The 18,947-nt window shown below is 60.1% G+C and carries 16 protein-coding genes and 2 pseudogenes; 7 read left to right on the plus strand and 11 right to left on the minus strand.

All coding sequences use genetic code 11. The annotated features are described in order from the left end of the window. Positions 1-2: 2 nt before the first annotated feature. Positions 3-1,259, minus strand: a complete 1,257-nt coding sequence (locus CO666_RS24860; protein ID WP_097592254.1) for an MFS transporter — start codon at positions 1,257-1,259, stop codon at positions 3-5. Between the two features lie 71 nt (positions 1,260-1,330). Beyond that, positions 1,331-2,182 carry a helix-turn-helix domain-containing protein gene (locus CO666_RS24865; RefSeq protein ID WP_210293994.1) on the minus strand — a complete coding sequence of 284 codons (852 nt, stop codon included), beginning with the start codon at positions 2,180-2,182 and terminating at the stop codon, positions 1,331-1,333. Between the two features lie 289 nt (positions 2,183-2,471). Here CO666_RS24865 and CO666_RS24875 point away from each other — a divergent pair, with 289 nt between their 5' ends. Further along, positions 2,472-3,485 (plus strand): class I SAM-dependent methyltransferase, encoded by a 1,014-nt coding sequence (locus CO666_RS24875; protein ID WP_097603305.1) that lies wholly within the window; start codon positions 2,472-2,474, stop codon positions 3,483-3,485. A gap of 163 nt (positions 3,486-3,648) precedes the next feature. Continuing rightward, positions 3,649-4,119, plus strand: coding sequence for an SMa0974 family conjugal transfer regulator (gene rctB / locus CO666_RS24880; protein ID WP_097592257.1), 471 nt, complete (start codon positions 3,649-3,651; stop codon positions 4,117-4,119). 105 nt (positions 4,120-4,224) lie between these two features. On the opposite strand, the gene traA is transcribed toward rctB, so the two are convergent. Then, positions 4,225-8,922, minus strand: coding sequence for a Ti-type conjugative transfer relaxase TraA (traA, locus tag CO666_RS24885; protein WP_097603306.1), 4,698 nt, complete (start codon positions 8,920-8,922; stop codon positions 4,225-4,227). A gap of 178 nt (positions 8,923-9,100) precedes the next feature. On the opposite strand from traA, the gene CO666_RS24890 reads away from it, so the two are divergent. From CO666_RS24890 to traG, 3 genes are read left to right on the plus strand one after another with little or no spacing between them, the layout of a single operon-like run. Beyond that, positions 9,101-9,388, plus strand: a complete 288-nt coding sequence (locus tag CO666_RS24890; RefSeq protein WP_012490308.1) for a TraC family protein — start codon at positions 9,101-9,103, stop codon at positions 9,386-9,388. Then, complete coding sequence (locus tag CO666_RS24895; RefSeq protein WP_012490309.1) at positions 9,378-9,611, plus strand: conjugal transfer protein TraD; 234 nt, start codon at positions 9,378-9,380, stop codon at positions 9,609-9,611. Before CO666_RS24890 ends, CO666_RS24895 begins: the two co-directional genes overlap by 11 nt. After that, positions 9,608-11,527, plus strand: coding sequence for a Ti-type conjugative transfer system protein TraG (traG, locus tag CO666_RS24900; protein WP_097603307.1), 1,920 nt, complete (start codon positions 9,608-9,610; stop codon positions 11,525-11,527). The genes CO666_RS24895 and traG overlap by 4 nt, the downstream gene beginning before the upstream one ends. Before the next feature lie 8 nt (positions 11,528-11,535). Here the strand turns inward: traG and CO666_RS24905 are convergent, their stop codons facing one another. Beyond that, on the minus strand, positions 11,536-11,805 hold the full coding sequence (locus CO666_RS24905) for a type II toxin-antitoxin system prevent-host-death family antitoxin (protein ID WP_008536018.1): 270 nt from the start codon (positions 11,803-11,805) through the stop codon (positions 11,536-11,538). Between the two features lie 154 nt (positions 11,806-11,959). After that, on the minus strand, positions 11,960-12,442 hold the full coding sequence (locus CO666_RS24910) for a hypothetical protein (protein ID WP_004676098.1): 483 nt from the start codon (positions 12,440-12,442) through the stop codon (positions 11,960-11,962). 502 nt (positions 12,443-12,944) lie between these two features. On the opposite strand from CO666_RS24910, the gene CO666_RS24920 reads away from it, so the two are divergent. After that, positions 12,945-13,250 (plus strand): WGR domain-containing protein, encoded by a 306-nt coding sequence (locus tag CO666_RS24920; protein ID WP_004676097.1) that lies wholly within the window; start codon positions 12,945-12,947, stop codon positions 13,248-13,250. A gap of 80 nt (positions 13,251-13,330) precedes the next feature. Here CO666_RS24920 and CO666_RS34260 read toward each other — a convergent pair whose 3' ends face one another. From CO666_RS34260 to CO666_RS34655, 6 genes and pseudogenes are all read right to left on the minus strand, one after another. Continuing rightward, complete coding sequence (locus CO666_RS34260; protein WP_004676096.1) at positions 13,331-13,498, minus strand: hypothetical protein; 168 nt, start codon at positions 13,496-13,498, stop codon at positions 13,331-13,333. Between the two features lie 342 nt (positions 13,499-13,840). Further along, complete coding sequence (locus CO666_RS24925; protein ID WP_004676095.1) at positions 13,841-14,164, minus strand: DUF736 domain-containing protein; 324 nt, start codon at positions 14,162-14,164, stop codon at positions 13,841-13,843. Positions 14,165-14,770: 606 nt separating this feature from the next. Continuing rightward, positions 14,771-15,169: a type II toxin-antitoxin system VapC family toxin gene (locus CO666_RS24935; protein WP_008536014.1), complete on the minus strand. Its 399-nt coding sequence runs from the start codon at positions 15,167-15,169 to the stop codon at positions 14,771-14,773. Next, entirely contained in the window at positions 15,166-15,432 is a 267-nt protein-coding gene (locus tag CO666_RS24940; protein ID WP_004676093.1) for a type II toxin-antitoxin system Phd/YefM family antitoxin, read from the minus strand. Before CO666_RS24940 ends, CO666_RS24935 begins: the two co-directional genes overlap by 4 nt. A gap of 84 nt (positions 15,433-15,516) precedes the next feature. Next, positions 15,517-16,457 (minus strand): annotated as a pseudogene (locus CO666_RS24945) (DUF2493 domain-containing protein). Positions 16,458-16,781: 324 nt separating this feature from the next. Then, positions 16,782-17,039, minus strand: a pseudogene (locus tag CO666_RS34655) (toprim domain-containing protein); the annotation flags it as partial. 309 nt (positions 17,040-17,348) lie between these two features. Here CO666_RS34655 and CO666_RS24950 point away from each other — a divergent pair. After that, the gene (locus CO666_RS24950; RefSeq protein ID WP_064820021.1) at positions 17,349-18,539 is read left to right on the plus strand and encodes a DUF1173 domain-containing protein; all 1,191 of its coding nucleotides are present in this window, start codon (positions 17,349-17,351) and stop codon (positions 18,537-18,539) included. The last annotated feature ends 408 nt before the right edge of the window (positions 18,540-18,947 follow it).

Here is an 18,947-nt window from a genome sequence, read left to right on the forward strand (position 1 = left end):
CCTCAGACGCACCGGCTTTCCACCGGCGCTCCCCGATCCATGTTAAAGTGAAAGAAGAGCGCGACGGTCACCATCAGCGCCCCGAAGAGGCCGAAAATCCCCGAAGGTGGAATTGCGTCTCCGATCGTCCCGATGATGCCATACGCAAGAAGCCCTATCGAAACACAGATCGTGTGGATCTGGCTTCGCGCCCGCCCCAACATGTCAATCGAAACAGTCGATTGAACCCGTACATCGATCAGGATCCGCGTGACATTGTAGCAGAAGCCAAGCAACACCAGTTGAACGAGCGCGGACAAAAAGCTCTGGAAAACAGGAAAGCCCAACAGAACAATGCCAGCAAGCGCCGCCTGGAAGAGGATGCTTTGTCGTCGCGAACGCGCCCTTCTGAGAAGAAGGGTTGAACAGCCCGCAATCGAACCGAGGGCCCAACCTGCCTCGAGATAACCGAACTCTAGCGCCGACCCCTTGAGTTCGCGAGTGACATATGCGGCGCCCAATACACTCACAAGCATGCCCATCGCATAGGTCAACGCATACATGACGGCGATGGTCTTCAGTGGGTGAACGACGAAGGTCGTCGGCAACAGATCCATCCGACGAATGCTCTTTGCCTGCAAATCCGATCGAGAACGAGAAGGCGGCTGTCGGCCGAGCAGTGCCAGCAGCCCCAACAGTGATAGGCCGAAAAAGGCGCCAGGCAAGATCGACGTCAGATTCATCCCGATGGCGGTTAAGCTGTACCCGGTGACGATAGCGGCGATGAGATTGCCCGCCTGCATCGCAATATAAGACGCCGAATTGAATGAAGTGAGGTTCTTAGGACGCACGATGTCTGGAATGATGGCCTGCAGCGCAGTCGAATAGGTTCTGTCGATGAACGCGAAGATGGTCCACGATAGGCAAAGAACACTAAGTGGGTCACCGAACATGAGACCAATACCCGTTGAAAATATGAGGATCAACCTTGATAAATCGCAAGCGATACAGACGAAGCGACGATCAAATCGATCAACTAGAACGCCGCCAACGTTGCTGGTGAGCAACTCGGCGGCACTGCCGAGCGCCAAAAGGATGGCGAGAGCGCTCGCGCTCTTGCTGACATCTGTCGCAACCCATGCCGCCAGCACGAAGTAGACATTCCGGCCAGTGGCCGACGCCAGAACACAGAAGAGATAGATGCCGCGAGAGGCATAACACCCTATGCCGCTGCTTTTTGTTGCGCCCACTTCATCCACACTCCCTACTGGCAGGTTCATGGGGACATGCTATTCTTCTGAAGAGCTGGCGGCTTTCACGAATTTGATATTATCTCTAGTTCAGAACCAGGCTACTCCTTCCAGAGCGCCCGGTACTCGGCAGGGGAAAATCCCGTCTCTCGGCGAAATCTGGTCGAGAGGTGGCTCCCGCTGGAGTAGCCACAGGCGATGGCGATCTCGGTCACGCTGATCGCAGTCGTGCGGAGAAGGTCGGTCACGCGTTCAAGACGGCGTTGGTTATAGAAGCCATAGGGCGTCGAGCCTTGCGACTGCTTGAAAGCGCGGGAAAAATGCTCGTAGGTCAATCCCGCCTCTTCAGCCAGAGCGCGCACGCTTGGAGGTCGATCGATGTGAGCTTCAATCCGCCCTATCACGCGCTTGAGAACGGTAGGCGACAATCCTCCTCGAGACAATCTGCCAGATGTGCCGGAGCGGCGCTGCAGAAGTCCGAAGATAGCCGCGAGATGCCCTTCCACGATCACACTCCCCATGGAATCGTCGTGTGAAAGTTCTCCGGCAATCTGCCGCGCCAAGCATTGGATCGGCAGATCTCTAAATCCAAGCTCCGGACGCAAGGTGCCGACGCGCGGCAGCTTAGTCGTGAGGTTTGAAAAAAAATCCTGCGTCACGGTTATCATAAGATAACAACCCTCAGCATCCCCTTCATCCCAACCGCTCCAGTGGCAACCGGGCGGAATGTAAACAAGCGAGCCGTCTGGACGCGGACTGAACTCGACTCTTCGTCCGTCCAGAAAGTTTTCGCCGGATGCCGCCGTACCCCTTATGTTGAGGAAGATCAGGTGGTCATCCGCGACAACGTCGATAACCTGTCGCCCGAGACTGCGCCGGCGAACGACATCTGCGCGGGCATGGCTCCAATGGCCTTGCTGGTGAAGGATGATCTCCCCTTGTGACTTCTTCATCCTCTCGGGGTGAATTGATGGAATGATCCCCACTCGACAGCTGCTCCCTTGAAAAACCGGTGTGTTAGCGACCCTACCTCACCCCAAGTTGTCAACAAGCCAGGCTTTAACCTCAGGTCGAATTTCATGTCAATTTCATGAAAACCAATCAAAATCGTGGATGCGAAAACATGACGTTCGCGATCATCTTCTGCCGACATCATCGCTGACGGCACAATCTTTTCGGGATGCGCGATTTCCCTCCTGAATCCCAACAACGCGATGGTGCGAGAGAAAGGCAGGCTTTCGCATGCGTGAATTTGCCGACTTCATTGAGGAGTGCGACTGCGCCCCGCGCCTTAACGAGCTTTCTGAGTTTTTTTCGACCACCGCATCCGGTGAGGCCGGAATGCCTATCCGTCCGCCTGAGCTCGATCGCCGCTTGTTCCCAGTGGACATGACGTTCAGGCGCTTTTCAGCCCTTCATCCGCTGCGCCAAGGTCCATTCGATAAGCACTACTTGAGCAGCATACCCTACCGCCTCGAAGAGGAGTGCCGCATAGGCGGCGCGATCCTCAAATACGCGCGGGCCAGAAAGGGTCAACTGCAACTCTACACGCTAGGTACAGCCGAGGGGACGATGGCTCGTGTGATCGGCGAACTTGGCAAGGGCAGGATAGAAACACTGTCATGCAGTCCCAACGTCGAGAACCTTAGAAGCTTCTATGCCTATGGCGTTCCTCCTCATGCCATGTTTTTTCACGGACCATTTCATCATCTGACATCGCAAAGGGTCCAAGAAGACGTGGAGCTCCGAAAGTTTGGCAGCGGTTTCGATATCATCCTCGAGGACACGACTTTCCAGATGTATTCGCCAAATCGCTTCGATCAGATCCGTTTCGTCTCGCAGCATCTCAAGACCAACGGGCTCTTCATGTTCGTCGAGAAGTTCAGGCATGAAGACGACGAGGAATATCGCCGGCGGGAACGCCAGAAGGACCATAGCTTCAAAGCTCGCTTCTTCAGCGCGTCAGATATTCGCGCGAAGGAAGAGACGGTGCTGACGCGAATGGATCGAAACGAAGTCACCCTTTCGGAGATGAGCGAAACACTACGCCGGTTCTTTGGACACTCATTCGTCACCTGGAACAGCGGCAATTTCTACACGCTTGTCTCCAGCAACAGTCAGCAGAATCTCGACCTGTTCCTATCGAAGCTGTCCCCACCCGCGATTCCGGCAGAATATGTCTATGCGGACCTTCCTTACCGCCTTTACCCGGAATCCGAAGCAAGGCGGCTATCGGGGCGATCCTGGACCCTTTAGCGGCTCCTCATCTTCACCGTCGCGTGAGCGCAACTGCGTCACGTCTTCACGAGCCTCAACTGGAACAACGTTCGCGTCAGCAGAAAGCGCTCCATCACGTTGAGCAGCCCTCAGCGCTTTGCCATCTCGAAAAGCCCTTTTTCTCCAAACAGGCAGGAACAGCATGAAGAAATCGATTGGCGAAGTCCATCACTTCGTTGAGCTGAGTCCGCCGGGCAACGCGCATCTGGTCCTGCCACGAGCGCCATCATTCGCGGATGAGGAAGATGTTCCAAAGTGCGTACACGTCGCCGAAGCGTGTGTCGCTATCTCGCGCACGCAGCACGTTGCCGACAAGATCTGCACGCAAATCGAGGACTTCTACCAATCCCTCGTCTCCGTGGGACCTGACAGGTTTCTAGCTTTCGAAGGTGGAGGCGCGATCATAAGGCCGACAAGTGAAAGCTTGTTCTTCAGGGTCTCAGCGCGAGACCACGTCACCTTCTGTGGCATCCGCGCGCTGCTGGAAGCAGGCTTGTTTCTGGCCACGTCCGTGTCCGAGGGGGCTATAGAGTGGCGTCACGCAGACGACACGCGATCTGGTGAGACCTGCAATCGCCTCCACAACGACCGCTGCGGAAGCGACGAACAATAGCTTCGTCCAACTTCGCCACCCAAAGGAAAATCGATCTCGGGACAATCAGGTCGTAGTGCTTTTCCAATCTACCAACCATTTCGTCACCCCGCTTTTCTTCGAGTCTCAGAGGTTGATGCCGCGAGCGCGGCTAGCAGCCCTTTGGCGCCGCTCCGCTATGATCTGCTCACTGCTCTGCAGACGGACAGTCTGCTGCAGGACCTTCAACCGCTCCTGCATCGCCGCGAAAGCTCGGCGCTGCGGTGGCGGCACGCGGTTGACAAGATCCTTGTCACCTCGGACGAGGGCATTGCGACCAAAGCGCTCGTCGAGCGCCCGGCTGACGGCCGCAAACTCCCGGCCAATGCCCGGATCGAGGAACGCGGCGGAGACGCCGAGCCTTCTGCTGTCCTTCCTCGCCTCGGCCGTCAGGCGCACCAGCGCCTCTTCCGCAGCTTTCGAAAGAGCTGGAATGGCAACCGCCATGCGCCGCCGTTCGTCCGTGATAGCCTGGCGTTCTGAGTTGAGCGCATTGGTGTAGGCCGCACCGAGCGCGCGCAGACGCGCTGCAGCTTCCGGCACGGTCCGCGTCGCCTCTTTCCGCTCTCGGCCAGAGGCCAGCATCCGGTCCATCAGGCGATCCGAACCACGCAAGGCACCATAGGCGGCAGGATTGTTGGTCACCGCGGCTCCAATGCGCTCGGCGGCAAAACCTTTCTGGAGAAGTTCCTCGATCTTGCCGACGACTTCAGCCGGATCGCGCCAGATTGTCGTTGCCGCGTTCGCCAGTGCCACACGCTGCTGACGATAGAGAGGCGAAGCAAGAGCCCGAGATCGCGCCTCGTCGTCAACGGGGATCTTGAACTCGGTGACGGCGGCGAGCATCGGGGGAATGGGAAGGTTCTCCTTCCCCACCCCCTTCTCCGTCTCTGTCCTCAGATCGACACTGGCGCCGGCAACGATCTTTGAGCGATCCCGACGTTCGGCGAGGTGCTGCTCGTCGGCAAAGCGCCGCACGGCTTCGAACAGCCGCATCAGCTTTCCGCGCCGTTCATCCGTGAGATCCTCCGGCACGCGCTCGACTATGTTGCGTTCAGCGATCACATCCGCCTTCGCGCTAAATGCGCTCCAGCCAAAGCGGGCCGTCAAAGCTTCGCTCACCGCCTTGATCTCCTGCACCACCGATCGATCTTTGGCGGTAAGCGCAAAGGCCGTCTTGTAGGCATCGTCCCCGCCCTGGCTGCGCACCGCCTCGATTTCCACAAGACGCGCCATGGCGCGTTCGGAGAGCGTCGGGATCGACAATGACATATGCGCGCGGCGCGTCTGCTCGCGCAGTTCGAACCGTACGGCGTTCCTGCGGAACTCGGTCGCATGGGCACGGGCCATCGGAAGCAGTTCCTTCACGGCCGCGACAGCGAGATTGCGCTCTTCACGCGCCACGCGTCCGTCGACGATCAGCTCGGAGCCACGCAGCCGGCCAAGCCGACCAGGGGCTGCCGCAAGGTCGTCGGCGAGCCTGCTGGGTGCGACTCCGATATCCGACGCCAGTGCATTCAGCGAGACGAGCGCTGCATCCGGATCCCGGTAGATCTTCTCCAGCAGCGGCCGCAGGATCACCTCCCGCTCTGTCCAGGCCGGCGACGCAAGCTGCGCCAACCGCGCATCCTCCTCGACGCTGCTGACAAAGGACGTGGCCGGCGGGATCAGATAGCGTGTTTCAGCAGCACTTGCGCCCGAGACGGAGTGGGATGCAGTTCGCGCGTCACTGGATGTCGCTTCGACCATCGTCTGGCTCCGTTCTTCATTGTAGGCGACCCGCCGTTCCCGCTCGATGGCAAAGCCGAGCGCCACGCTTGCCCTCTCCCAGAGCTTGGCCACCTGCTCCCTCTTCTCGGCAATCCAGGCCCAGCGCCGGGTAAGGCTTTCCTCCATCTCGGCTGCGGCAAGCGAGAGATGATCGAGCCCGCGGCGCCGGGCGAAGTCGTTCGCGTGTGCGCGGTAACTGGCCTCGCTCTCAAAATCGAGCGTCGTCGTCTTGGCACCGGAGCGCGACAAGCGTTCGACGAGCGGATTGAAGAGTTCCGGCCGATGACTTTCCCGCTCGATGCGCTCCTGTCGTGCGCTAGCGGTCTCGACCTGGCTGGCCGTCCAGACGTTGCGATCGACCTCTCTCTCCTCGTAATGCTTGTGACCTGTCTCCTCGTCGACAACGGCAATCTGGACCTTGACCCGCTCGACACCATCCTTGCGCAGCGTCACGGTGTCGCCTTCCTGGATGCCGGCCTCCTCGAGTGCCTTCGGCAGGCTGACGCCCCAGAGCCGATGGGCGGTTCCGTCGTCCGTCCTGACATCGGCATAGGGGCTGTCGTCGGCATCCTCGTCCTCGGGCCGGAATTTGGCTTCGCCGGTTTCGACAAGCTCGCCGGTGACACCGGCGGCATGATCGACACGCGGTTTGCGTCCCCATTCCGGTCTCGGCTCAAAATCCTCTTTCGCCGCATAAAGATCGACGCGGTCGCGATGCCGGGTCATCGACACATAGGTCAGATGCCGGTCCATCATGCCGGTGGCGAGCACGAAGGTGCGGTCGACGGTCGACCCTTGAGATTTGTGGATCGTTGCGGCATAGCCGTGGTCGACATTGTCATAACTGTCCTCGCCGAAGACGACTTTATTGCCATTGTCGAGCAGAACCGACAGCAGCGGATCGCCGCGTTTGTCGCCGGTCGCGGTGACCGTGCCGAGCATGCCGTTCTTGACATATTGCGGCCCGGAGTGCTTGGCCCGCGGCTCGAGGAAGCGGGCGTTCTCCAGGAAGATGATGCGGTCGCCGGCGGCAAATTTTCGCGCCCCGCGCTCGGTCCGGAAGCTGCGGCTTTCGCCGAGGGCATTATCGCCGGCCATCACCTCACGCAGCGCCTCGTTGAGCTTGCGGACATCGTCGTTGGTGTGGGCGAGCACCAGCAGTTCATCACCGCGAAGACGGCCATCCCTGCCCTCAGACGTTGATCGCTCGATTGCCTCTCTGCGCGCAGCAGCCCAGTCGGAGACGATGCGATCGATCGTTTCCTCGCGTGACCCTGCCTCGACCAGATGGCCATGGCGGGCATAGGCGTCTAGGCCCTTCTCGACTTCGCCGCGGGCAAACAGACGCGAGGCATCGCGCGCCCAGGCCTCACGCTGGCGGCGCACGCCGGCAAGCTCAGCAAAGCCGATGCGTTCGGTAATTGCCCGGAAGGCAGCACCGGCCTGGATCGGCTGCAGCTGCATCGCGTCGCCGACCAGCACGACCTTTACCTCAGCCTCCTCGGCAATCTTCAGCACACGGGCCATCTGCTGCGAGGCCACCATGCCGGCCTCGTCGATCACCAGCACATCACCGCGATGGAGCGTATCGCGGCCATTGGCCCAGGCCAGTTCCCAGGAGGCAAGTGTCCGCGACTTGATGCCGGAACTGTCTTGCAGCCCTTCCGCCGCCTTGCCGGCAAGGGCTGCACCGATCACCCGGCGTCCCTCGCCCTCCCAGGCAAGACGTGCGGCAGCAAGCAGCGTCGATTTGCCGGCGCCGGCAAGGCCTACAATAGCGGCAATGCCACCATCACCGGTGACATGACGGACAGCATCGACCTGCTCTGCATCGAGCCGGAACGGAGTTTTGGGATCGCCGCTCTCGATGCTCTCCACGCGTTCGATCGCCACCGTCACATTCCGCTCGGAAACGCCGAAGCCGCGACGCTCCGACAAAACCCGCGCCGACTGCGCCATGTCGTATTCGATGCGCAGCATCTCCCGCGTGGTAAACATCGCGGGCTCCGACACCTTTCCTGTCTCTGCCTCGATCTCCTGCGGCTTCAGTATGACCAATTGGTCCGACGCCATCAGCCTGGCGCGGATGTTGGCAAAATCGGTGGGATCGTCGACATAACGGTGCAGCGCCTTAGCGATTTCCCTCTCGTCGAAGGTAGAGCGTTCATTGCCGAGCTGCTTCAGCAAAAGCTCCGGCTCTGAAAGCAGCCGATCGGCCATCTCCTGGCGGCGGGCGAGATCGGCCGGCGCGAAGTGGAGCTCCCTGCCCTTCCTCGCCAGCGCCGCCTTCTCCGGCCCGAGATGTTTTTGCGCGATGCCGTCGAGGCCCTGTTCGGCATAGGAGCGACCGTCGAGGCGGATGTCATGTCCGGCCAGCGCCAGATGCCGGTTGGCCGTTTCCGCCCAGGCGATCTTCCACGCCTTCATCGTTTCCTTGTCGCCCGCCCAGACTTTGTAGACGATCTTGCCGTTCGGGCGGTCCGGCGTGACGACGCGCAGCGGCTTACCATCCTCACCAAGCACTGGAACCTTCTTTGCCCCGAACCCCTCCTCCGTCAGCGGCCGGAGCGTCGTCATCAGGTGGATGTGCGGGTTGCCGTCCTTGTCGTGATAGACCCAGTCGGCGATCATTCCTTTCGAGGTGAGATTGTCGCGGACGAATTCGCGCACCAGCGTGATATTCTCGGCCCGCGTCAGCTCCTCCGGCAGCGCGATGATCAGTTCGCGGGCGAGCTGCGCATCTGCCCGCGTCTCGAAGGCGTCAACGGCATTCCAAAACACTTCGCTGGCCTTGCTGACGGACTGACCTGATATCGCCGACCGCAGCCAATCCGGGATCTCATCCGGCAGCGCCAGTTCCTCATACATCAGTTCGCCCGCCCCACCGCGATAGCTGAACGACGTTCCCGCCTGCTCGTCCATCATCCGGGCGCGGTGGCGATAGGCGGCAGCCGAGACGATGCTGCGTCCCGATCCCCTACTGATCACCTGCGCTCTGACGAACATGATCGCCACTGGCGTCTCCAGACTGGCCCAAGCACGTCGCGACAGCGACGTATATTGCGCCCTCAAACAGATCGGCCTGACAAGGCCGATGCCGTCTTTCCCGTTGCAACGTACCTCACTTTACTATCGTCTTCTAGTTAGTATAATCGCTTCGTGTTCGATTATCTGAACCGGAAAGGAACCAGGAATGGCGATCAAATCATCGATTTCCGATCTCGATGCGCAAATCGAGAAGCTGCGCGAACGCAAACGTCTGTTGATAGTTAAATCGGCCGAGCGTTTTGCCCGCGCCGCGACGAAATCCGGCTTGGCAGAGATGGAGATCGCCGATGAGGAGGTCGACCGGATCATCGAGGAGATCGCCGCGCGATTTCGCAAAGGGGAAAAGAAAGGGGGTGCTGGCCCCGCTCCTCAAACGCGCCGACCGGCAGATAGCAGCGCTGGAGCGCAGGGCCAGGTTCCACATGACGGCTGAACGCAAACGCGACACACGCGAGAAAATCCTGCTCGGCGGGATCGTCATCAAAGCCGGACTGTCGAAGGCGGATCGGGCGTTCCTGCTTGGCGGACTCATCGAACTGGCGCGACTGATGCCGGGCTCGCCCGAGCATCGGCGCCTCAGCCATATCGGCGAAGACGCTTTCAAAATCACTTCGTTGAACGGCATTCCGTCGCGTATCGAGGAGGTGGCTGAATGATAGCGAGAGGGAAGCCGCATCCGAGCCTGCTGTTCGTTTTCGCGCCTGTCGTGGTCACGGCAATTGCAGTCTACATTGCAGGCTGGCGTTGGCCTGGGCTCGCCGCCGGCATGCCGGGAAGGATGGAATACTGGTTCCTGCGAGCCGCACCTGTGCCGGCGCTGCTGTTCGGGCCGCTCGCCGGGCTACTGACCGTCTGGGCCTTGCCGCTGCATCGGCGAAGGCCGGTCGCGATGACAAGCCTTCTGTGTTATCTGGGCGTCTCCGCCTCCTATGCCATGCGCGAATTCGCGCGGCTTGGACCTTCGGTGCAAACCGGGGTCATCACATGGGATCGAGCGCTATCCTATCTTGATATGGTCGCAGTCCTCGGCGCTGTCGCGGGATTCCTGGCAGTGGCGGTATCGGCCCGCATCTCCGTCGTCGTGCCGGATGAGATCAACCGCGCCCGGCGCGGAACGTTCGGGGACGCCGACTGGCTGTCCATGGCAGCGGCCGCAAAACTGTTTCCGCCCGATGGGGAGATCGTCGTCGGCGAGCGCTATCGGGTCGACAAGGAAATTGTTCATCAGCTCCCCTTCGATGCAAACGATCGCGGCACATGGGGACAGGGCGGCAAGGCGCCGCTGCTGACATACAAGCAGGACTTCGATTCCACCCACATGCTGTTTTTCGCGGGATCGGGCGGATACAAGACGACCAGCAACGTTGTGCCGACGGCGCTCAGATATACCGGGCCCCTGATTTGCCTCGATCCCTCCACCGAGGTGGCGCCCATGGTCGTCGAGCACCGCACCCATGCGCTCGGGCGCGAGGTGATGGTGCTCGACCCCACAAACCCGATCATGGGCTTCAACGTGCTTGACGGGATAGAGACGTCGCGCCAAAAGGAAGAGGATATTGTCGGCATCGCGCATATGCTGCTATCGGAGAGCGTGCGCTTCGAAAGCTCGACGGGCTCCTATTTCCAGAGTCAGGCGCACAATCTGCTGACGGGGCTGCTTGCTCATGTGATGCTGTCGCCGGAATATGCCGGCCGGCGGAATCTGCGAAGCTTGAGGGAGATCGTCTCGGAGCCGGAGCCCTCGGTGCTCGCCATGCTGCGCGACATTCAGGAGAACTCGCAATCGGACTTCATCCGCGAAACTCTGGGTGTCTTCACCAACATGACCGAGCAGACCTTCAGCGGCGTCTATTCCACCGCATCGAAGGATACGCAGTGGCTGTCGCTCGACAGTTATGCCGCGCTTGTCTGCGGCAATGCCTTCAAACCGAGCGATATCGTTTCGGGCAAGAAGGACGTCTTCCTCAACATCTCCGCATCGATCTTGCGCTCCTATCCGGGCATCGCTCGTGTGATCATCGGCTCGCTCATCAACGCCATGGTGCAGGCCGACGGCGCCTTCCAGCGCCGGGCGCTGTTCATGCTCGATGAGGTCGATCTGCTCGGCTACATGAGGGTGCTCGAGGAGGCGCGCGACCGCGGCCGCAAGTACGGCATCTCGATGATGTTGATGTACCAGTCGGTCGGGCAGTTGGAGCGGCATTTCGGGAAGGATGGCGCGACGTCATGGATCGATGGCTGCGCTTTCGCCTCTTACGCAGCGATCAAGGCGCTCGACACGGCGCGCAACCTCTCTGCGCAATGTGGCGAGATGACGGTGGAGGTGAAGGGCAGTTCCCGCAACATCGGCTGGGACACGAAGAACAATGCATCCAGGAGATCCGAGAACGTCAACTTCCAGCGCCGGCCGCTGATCATGCCGCACGAGATCACCCAGTCGATGAGGAAGGACGAGCAGATCATCATCGTCCAGGGGCATAGTCCGATCCGCTGCGGCCGGGCGATCTACTTCCGGCGAAAGGAGATGGATCAGGCAGCGAAGGTCAATCGTTTCGTCAAACCGGTGCTATGATCGTGGTTTTATGAGCGGCCCACCTCGTCCTCGCCGGCATAGGCGTCGACGGCGTTTTCGAGTTCGGCAAAAAGCTCATCGGGCATCGTTTCGATAGTGCCGACGGTGCGTCGGTCTGCCTGCCTGATCAGTTGCTGATAATCTTCGATATTGAGGAGAACCAGCCGGGGTTTGTTCCGCTGGGTGATCGTCACCGGATGACGCAGCGCCTCGGCGATGATGTCGCCGGATTTACGTGAGAGGTCACTGGTTGAATACGTCCCGCTTGGCTTCGGCATTGGGCTTCCTTGCTATCGCTGGAATTTACAGCATTTACAACATTACTGCGATTGTTGTGAAACTTCGCAGCCGTCCTTCCTCGGCTCACTTGAGGGCCATCGGCAACTGAGAGGCAACCTCGTCTGTCGCCTCTCAGTATGTGAGATGGTGCTGCTACCACCATGACCAAACGACGCGCCCCGCATAGACCGGGATGCGAGTTGCCAACGTGATATCCTTGATGATCGGCGCCAGCGAGCCGAGTTCGTCCGCAATCAGCGCAACGAGCTCAGGATAGTTGATATCGACGCCAGTGTCGTCGGCAGCCCAAGCGCTCATCCAATCGCCGCCGTTGACGCGGAATTCATGCGTGTCGTAATCAATTTCGAGTTCGTCCAGCAGATTGATAGTGAAGCGCCCGAAAATCTCGATCTCGCCCTCCAGCTGATATTCGGCGAATTCATCCTCCCCGATGAGAACACTTCGTTCCAATTCCATGATGACGCTGATCCGATCGATTGCCGCGTCGAGCCCCTCAACCAGGCGATCGTGAAGCTCTCGCGAAAAATCGCTGTCGCAGCCGAAGCGGTTTGCCAGGACGACGAGCCGGAAGCCGGCAAACTTGGTGTAGAGTATGAGGTTCTGATCGGTTGTCATAATGTGATCTCCTTCGTTGATGACGGAGATCGGCCACTCTCTTGCAAAGAGGGGTCAAGGACCGCGGGACGCGGCTCGCAAGCGGGGGAACCGATTTTTCCAGAGCGCAGTGAAACGCAGCAGCGGAAAAATTGGGGGAGACGCGCCGTCCTTGACGCCGGATTTGCTGGAGTAAAATTGGACGTCAGAGAGAGAAGAGACCCGCGGACCCGAAGGGGACGCGACCGTTTCCGGCGTGAGCCGGCAGGAGGTGTCGAGGATAGAACCGCCGCCCTGCGGCTGGGCAATTCGCTCACGTCATTCCGCGAGAGGGGGCGTGACCGGAGGCGGAGACGGTGTTCGGGCTCCGTGAGCGGAGCGAATAGCACCCGGCCGCCGATTGGCCGGCTCGCCCAAATCCATGATCTTCGGCTTCAACGATCATCACAAAAATGAATCGGTGTGGGCCGACCGATTCATAAGTGTCGTTAGACGCAAAAGCTGGAAGAGGCGACTCTCCGTCATGCTCACTCAACCCTATCAGCTCTACATCGAACGCAGGGACGCGACGAAAAACATGGCGCGCTTCTACGCGCTCGCAATCGAACCGACGTTGTTCGGCACACCATGCCTGACGCGGCGATGGGGACGCATCGGAACGATCGGACAAGCCATGGTGCATCACTTCGACAGAGAGGAGGATGCAGTCCGTATGTTCCTCGAACTTCTCCGATCAAAACGGGCGCGCGGCTATAGGCCGAACACAAATGTCGGACGGGAACCCATGGTCCGGGCTGTCCGCGGAAGTCTTCCTGGTCCTTGCCGGTAATTATCGGCGTGAAGCGCAGCTTCGGGTCGACGCGCCGGTCGATCCGGCGTGCCGGCCCAGGCGAGGAGGCAAACGCCGCCTCAGAAGGGTGGCGCGGCGTCGATGGCGCCCTCCTGCTCGGCGATCGCTACCCTCAGTTCGGCCCGAGCGATCTCCAGCTCCGCTTCGATCTGGCGGCGCTCAGCCGGATCGGCGTTTCTGAGCTCGGCCCGCAGTTCCTCAACCTGAATTTCGAGTGCAATCGTCATCGTCGTCTCCTGAAATGTGAAAGATGACGCCCGGGGTCGTGAGGATCGGGCCGGGTCAAGGATCGCGTCAGCGACCGGCGGAGCCGGCGAGCGGAGGAACCGATTTTCTGACGGTGCCCTTCAGGGCGCCGGCTGAAAATAGGAGGGGCCGCGAAGTCCTTGAGGCGGCACGAGCCTCACGGCAGACTTCAAGTATCTGAGCAGACAGGGTCCTTGGTCTCGTGTGGCACGACAGGAGGATTGAAGGCGGGCTCGATGCCCGCTTTCAATCCCGCTATTGCGCGCAAAACCTGAGATACGGCGAAGCCGGCCCCGATTGCTCGGGGCCGCTCGCTTTGTTCTTCAGTTCGGGCTGTTCCAGAGGATCACCTTCTTGCTAGGATCGCCGCCGGGTGCCGGTGCGAGATTGCCGAAGATCACACCGATCTCGGGAGCCTCAAGCTTCACTGAGAGGTATTCCTCGCCGGTCTGCCGCGCGATGCGGTTCCAGGCGGCGCCGATCTCGAAGCCCGTCTTGCGGTGAATGACGCGGTAGTCGGGCGCTTCTTCGCTTGCCTTGCTGGCATTTGGGACGATGGCGATCGGGGCGTTGACCCGGATCGTGGCGAAGACGCCTTCGAGGATGCCGTCGGTCTTCTGCGTGAGCGTTGCGATCGTGGTGGCCATGGTTGTTGTCTCCTTCGGTTGCTCGGGACCATTCCCGATGGCGCACGAAGAGACGGCCGACCTGCTGCGGTCAGCTCGCCTGAAAATTTTGCAAAATTCTATTTTCCACCAGGATAAACGAACCGAAATCGAATTTTGCAAAAATTTCGGGCGAGTCTTACCCCTTCAGGGGTTGGCCGCCAAAGCAGGCGGTCGTCTATACGAGCGATATAAAACGGGAATGGTTCGGGGCAATCGAAGGAGACAACAAACCATGGCCTCCCGGTCCAAGCACTGGGGGATATTGGCCGCACACTCCACGGACGCTTCGCCCGCATGTCGATCAACACAATACCCTCGCCCGCTCCCGGCTGCGGCAGGCTGTGAGCACCTCGATAACATTTCTGCTGATCGGCGAGGTCGCCGCGGCACCGCATTGCCGTCTGCACACCGTGCTCCAATCCCGGGTGAAGCTGTTCACGCGGGCGTCGAATGAGTGATCTTCCCCAAACGTGCCCGCTCCCAAGCACCTGAGCCGCCGATGGGTCGCCAGGTACATCGCCATTGGCAAACACGCAACCGGAACGATCTGAGCCGGCTTCATCCGCGGAGCCAAGCTCGGTGAGATCACAAGGCAACAGGATCGGAGCAAGTCACAAACGGAATGCCATAAAGCGCGACATTTTGATCGTCCGAAACCAAATACGCTCCCTCCGCCACGGCTTGCGCCATGAGCAGATGATCGAAAGGATCGCGGTGATGAAGTGGAAGAGCAGCGAGAGCGATAAGATGCGCGTCCGAGATATCCAGCCGGTCGAAACCTTGATCCGGCAAAATCGCAACAATCTCTTCGATATCGGCATCAAGTTTGCCGATGCGCAGCTTCACAGTGATTTCCCAAAGGGAGACAGCACTGACGAGGACATCATTCTCGGGATCGCCAATAAGGCGACGCGCATGGTTCCCTAGCTTCTCGTCGTCGTTCAGCCACCACAGCAAGGCATGTGTATCGAGCAGCAGCCTCACGTCCCGTCTTCCATGGACTTCAGAACATCCGCCGGCAGACCATCGAAGTCATCGGCAACTTTGATCTTTCCGCGCAACGCGCCTGGTTTCCGCATGACGACGCCGGCTGACGGCGGGCCGATTTCGGCGACAACCTTGTGATGCGACGTCAGGACGAACCGCTGGCCGTCTTCGACCTGCTTGAGGAAAGACGTCAGGTTGCCGCGAAATTCCCGCACGCCGACACGGCGGGGAGATGGTATCTGCTGCCGAGATTGGGTCATGGCGAAGCTCCGTTTCAGCGGCAAATGTGTACACAATTTTTGCGAAATGCAAGCATCTCCTTCAGCCGTATGGACAGATGGCGCTTACGCGCCATCTCCCGCCGCTTGCCAAAACGGAGATGCCAAGTCGGCGGGCCTTGTCGGCAAGATTGCCGGTAATGCCGGAGCCGGGGAAGATGACGACGCCAGCCGGCATGACCGAGAGCATGTCGTCATTGCGGCGGAACGGTGCGGCCTTGGCGTGCTTCGTCCATTCGGTTTGAAGGCGATCTGTATCACCTTGCGCGCTTCTGCCCAGCAGGCAGCGATACGTTCGGCGCCCTTCGGCGAGCCGCCGTGCAGCAGCACCATGTCGGGATATTTGGCGAGGGCTTGATCGAGTTTCGCCCAGATTCGTTCGTGATCATTGTAGTCGATGCCGCCGCCGAAGGCGATCTTGGTGCCTGCCGGGATCAGCACTTCGGTCTCGGCGCGCCGGCGGGCGGATGGAAAGTCTCTGGAGTCGATCATCGCCGCGGTCATGTTGGCGTGGCTGACCTTGGAGCCCGTCCGCGGCCGCCATGCCGAGCCGCATTGGCTTCGAAGTGGTCGCCCGCATAGGCGCGCATGAACTCGAAGGCATTGCGGCGCTCAAGCAGCGTGATGCCTTCGGCAACGAGGCGCTCCAACTCGACACTCTTGACCTCCGAGCCGTCCTGCTCGCGCTGACCGTTGCGTTGGCTATCCTCATTACGCTGAAGCTCCCGCTGGATGCGCTCGCCGGCGCGGTGGAAGAGATTGACCGTCGACCACAGGAGGTCTTCGAGATCGGGCTCCAGGCGGGTATCGCCGAGCATTTCGAATAGAGCATCGAACATGGCGGTCAGCGCCGACTGGACGACCGGCTCCTCCGGCAGCGGACGCGGGTCCGGTTCATCCTGGAAGGGGCGATGGCCGTAGATCTGCATCTCGTAGATGAAACGGTCGGTTGGGGACGAGGCGGGGCGGGGCTCGAAGGCGTCGTCGATGGGAAGACTTAGGTTCAGATGGTCTCCGTCGGATTTGGGCCGCGCCTCTCGCGGCCTGACGGCGATCCCTGTCCACGCGGCAGACGGGCCGGAACCGCGGCGCCTGACGCCGCGGCGAAGCGCCGGGCGGCGGAAGGGAGGTTTCTTGCTGTGCCAGGAATGGCGGGCCGCACGCGGCCCAAGCCAGGGGAAGAAACCTGAGCGACCCGCTGAAGGCCCGCCCGCCGCATGGTAAGGGTCGCCTCTCGGCAGGCCCGCGGGCGGGCGCCTACCCGTGCGGCGACCGGCAGAGACCTGCCATCCTGTAGGCCCTCACGCCCTCACCTTCCCCGTCCGGCTCGATCATGCGGGCAGAAAGGCCAGAGCGTTTCAGAACGAGCTGCGCCCTGAGATTAGCGATGAGCCGTTCCGGACTGAGCCGGCGCAGATCCTCGTTGAAGTCGCCGAACTCCGGGGCAAGCACTAGCGGCAGGATCCCCAGCGCCTGGGCGCGGTAGCTCAATCCCTCGATACGTGCCGGCCGGCCGCATCGGCGTCAGCTGCGATGTAGAGACGCCGGCAGCCATCGGGCAGTCGGAAGGCGGCAAGGTGATCGGCGGTTCAGTGCCGGCCGGCTCGAAGGGCTGGGTAGCACGCGATTAGAACTCACTTCATGCTGGCGCAGCCTCTACATTTTGACCGGCTGACTTCTAATCAACGCACCGTTGACTTCTAATTATCATGATCGTTAATTTTAATTTTTGGAGGCTGGAATGCACGTATCTTCTTTCCTGCCTTGGCGTTGAAATCGGCCCCAGCGGCCGTAACATTTACATACTAACTATTTTGCGCTAGTAAAGTCCGCGAAGCTCATGCTACGCCTTCCTTTTACGGCTCGATCAGCCTTTGGCCAGGCAAGGGAGGAACGACGTGCGACAGTTTTTGATCGGCAACCAGGCGTTCGACGACAGTTCTCCAGAGTTTCTGCCGCAGCTCGAACGCGCTTACGAACAGAAGCTCAGGCCACTTTGCCCGTGTCGGCAACCGCCGGTGCCGATGTACATTGCCCGGATGGATGGCCAATTCCTGATCAAACGCATGCCGCTCTCAGGCCGGCAGCATGATCCCGGCTGCTCGTCTTACGACCCGCCGTATGAGCTATCCGGCCTCGGGCCGTTGATCGGCAACGCCATCCAAATCGACGCGGCGACCGGTGCGGCAACGCTGAAACTCAATTTTTCGCTGTCGAAACGAGGGGGCCGATCGACGTCGACATCGCCTTCGGAGCCGTCGGAGACTGTGCGAAGCGAGCCCAAGAAGCTCTCGCTCAGGGCGATGCTCCATTATCTCTGGGACATGGGGGAGCTGACGGAATGGACCTCGCTATGGGCCGGGAAACGCGGCTGGGGGCGCGTGCGCAGCAGTCTGGTGAACGCGGCAAAGCAGATGATCGTCCGCGGCGGCCCTCTCAGCGATATCTTGTTTGTCCCGGAAGTGTTTCATCAGGACGACAAAGAGGGGATTTCAGCGCGGCGTGCGGCTATGTTGGCCGGCGCCCAGTTAACCGGTCCCGGTCCGCGGAAACTGATGATGACCGTCGGAGAGGTAAAGGAATTTTCCTCAGCGCGCGATGGCCAGAAGATGCTGGTGCGCCACCTGCCTTTCCCCTTCATGCTCGATGAGGGGGCGTGGAAACGGTTGAATGCCCGATATGAAACCGAACTGGAACTGTGGCGATCCAACGAGGGGTTTCATCTCATCGTCATCGCCACGTTCGGCATTTCGGGAGCGGGGATAGCTTCGGTCGAGGAAGTGGCGCTGATGGTGGTCAACGAGAACTGGATCCCGTTCGAAACCATCCATGAACAGCGTCTCCTGGAGCGGCTCTCCAGCCTGAAGCGAAGGAGCGTGAAAGGACTCCGGTTCGATCTTTCGCGCGACCAGCCGATTGCCTCCGTGACCTTACCGGAGGCAAGGCCAGCGCCGATCGCCATGTTCATCGTTCCGACGAAGGCCGACGAAGACTACGACGTTGCATTGAATGAGATGATCGCCGCGAGAGCCGAGATGACGCCGTGGATCTGGCGTGTAGCCGACGGCGAAATGCCGCGGCTGCCATAATCCACACCAGCCTCCTTGGTCAGCGACGTAGACGCCCTAAAAGGAAGCCATCGAGCGGGCGATCTCGACTGCGTGAAGCTATATCCCGGTCAAATCGGCCCAGAGAACTCTCTGCCATTTCTGCATAGCTGCACTGCACAAAAAATGTTTACCAAGCGGTCAAAATATGAGCATATTGCCTCCAGTTGATGCAATCGATGGTTTTCCTCCCAGTGCCATCGTATCAGCTGTTCCCCTCTGGAGGTTATTGACCTTCACACCTTAAAGGGCCCTGGTTTTCCAGCGGCCCTATTTTTCTGCATAGTTGGTGAGGCGGCCCCCTTTGCATTGCATGACCACATCGAAAGCGGAGCGCTTGCGGTTGGCGGGTAACCCACGCTTCAAGTTGGCGGGTCGAGCTTGTTCGCC

It is taken from the genome of Rhizobium chutanense (genome assembly GCF_002531935.1).
Taxonomy (GTDB): domain Bacteria; phylum Pseudomonadota; class Alphaproteobacteria; order Rhizobiales; family Rhizobiaceae; genus Rhizobium; species Rhizobium chutanense.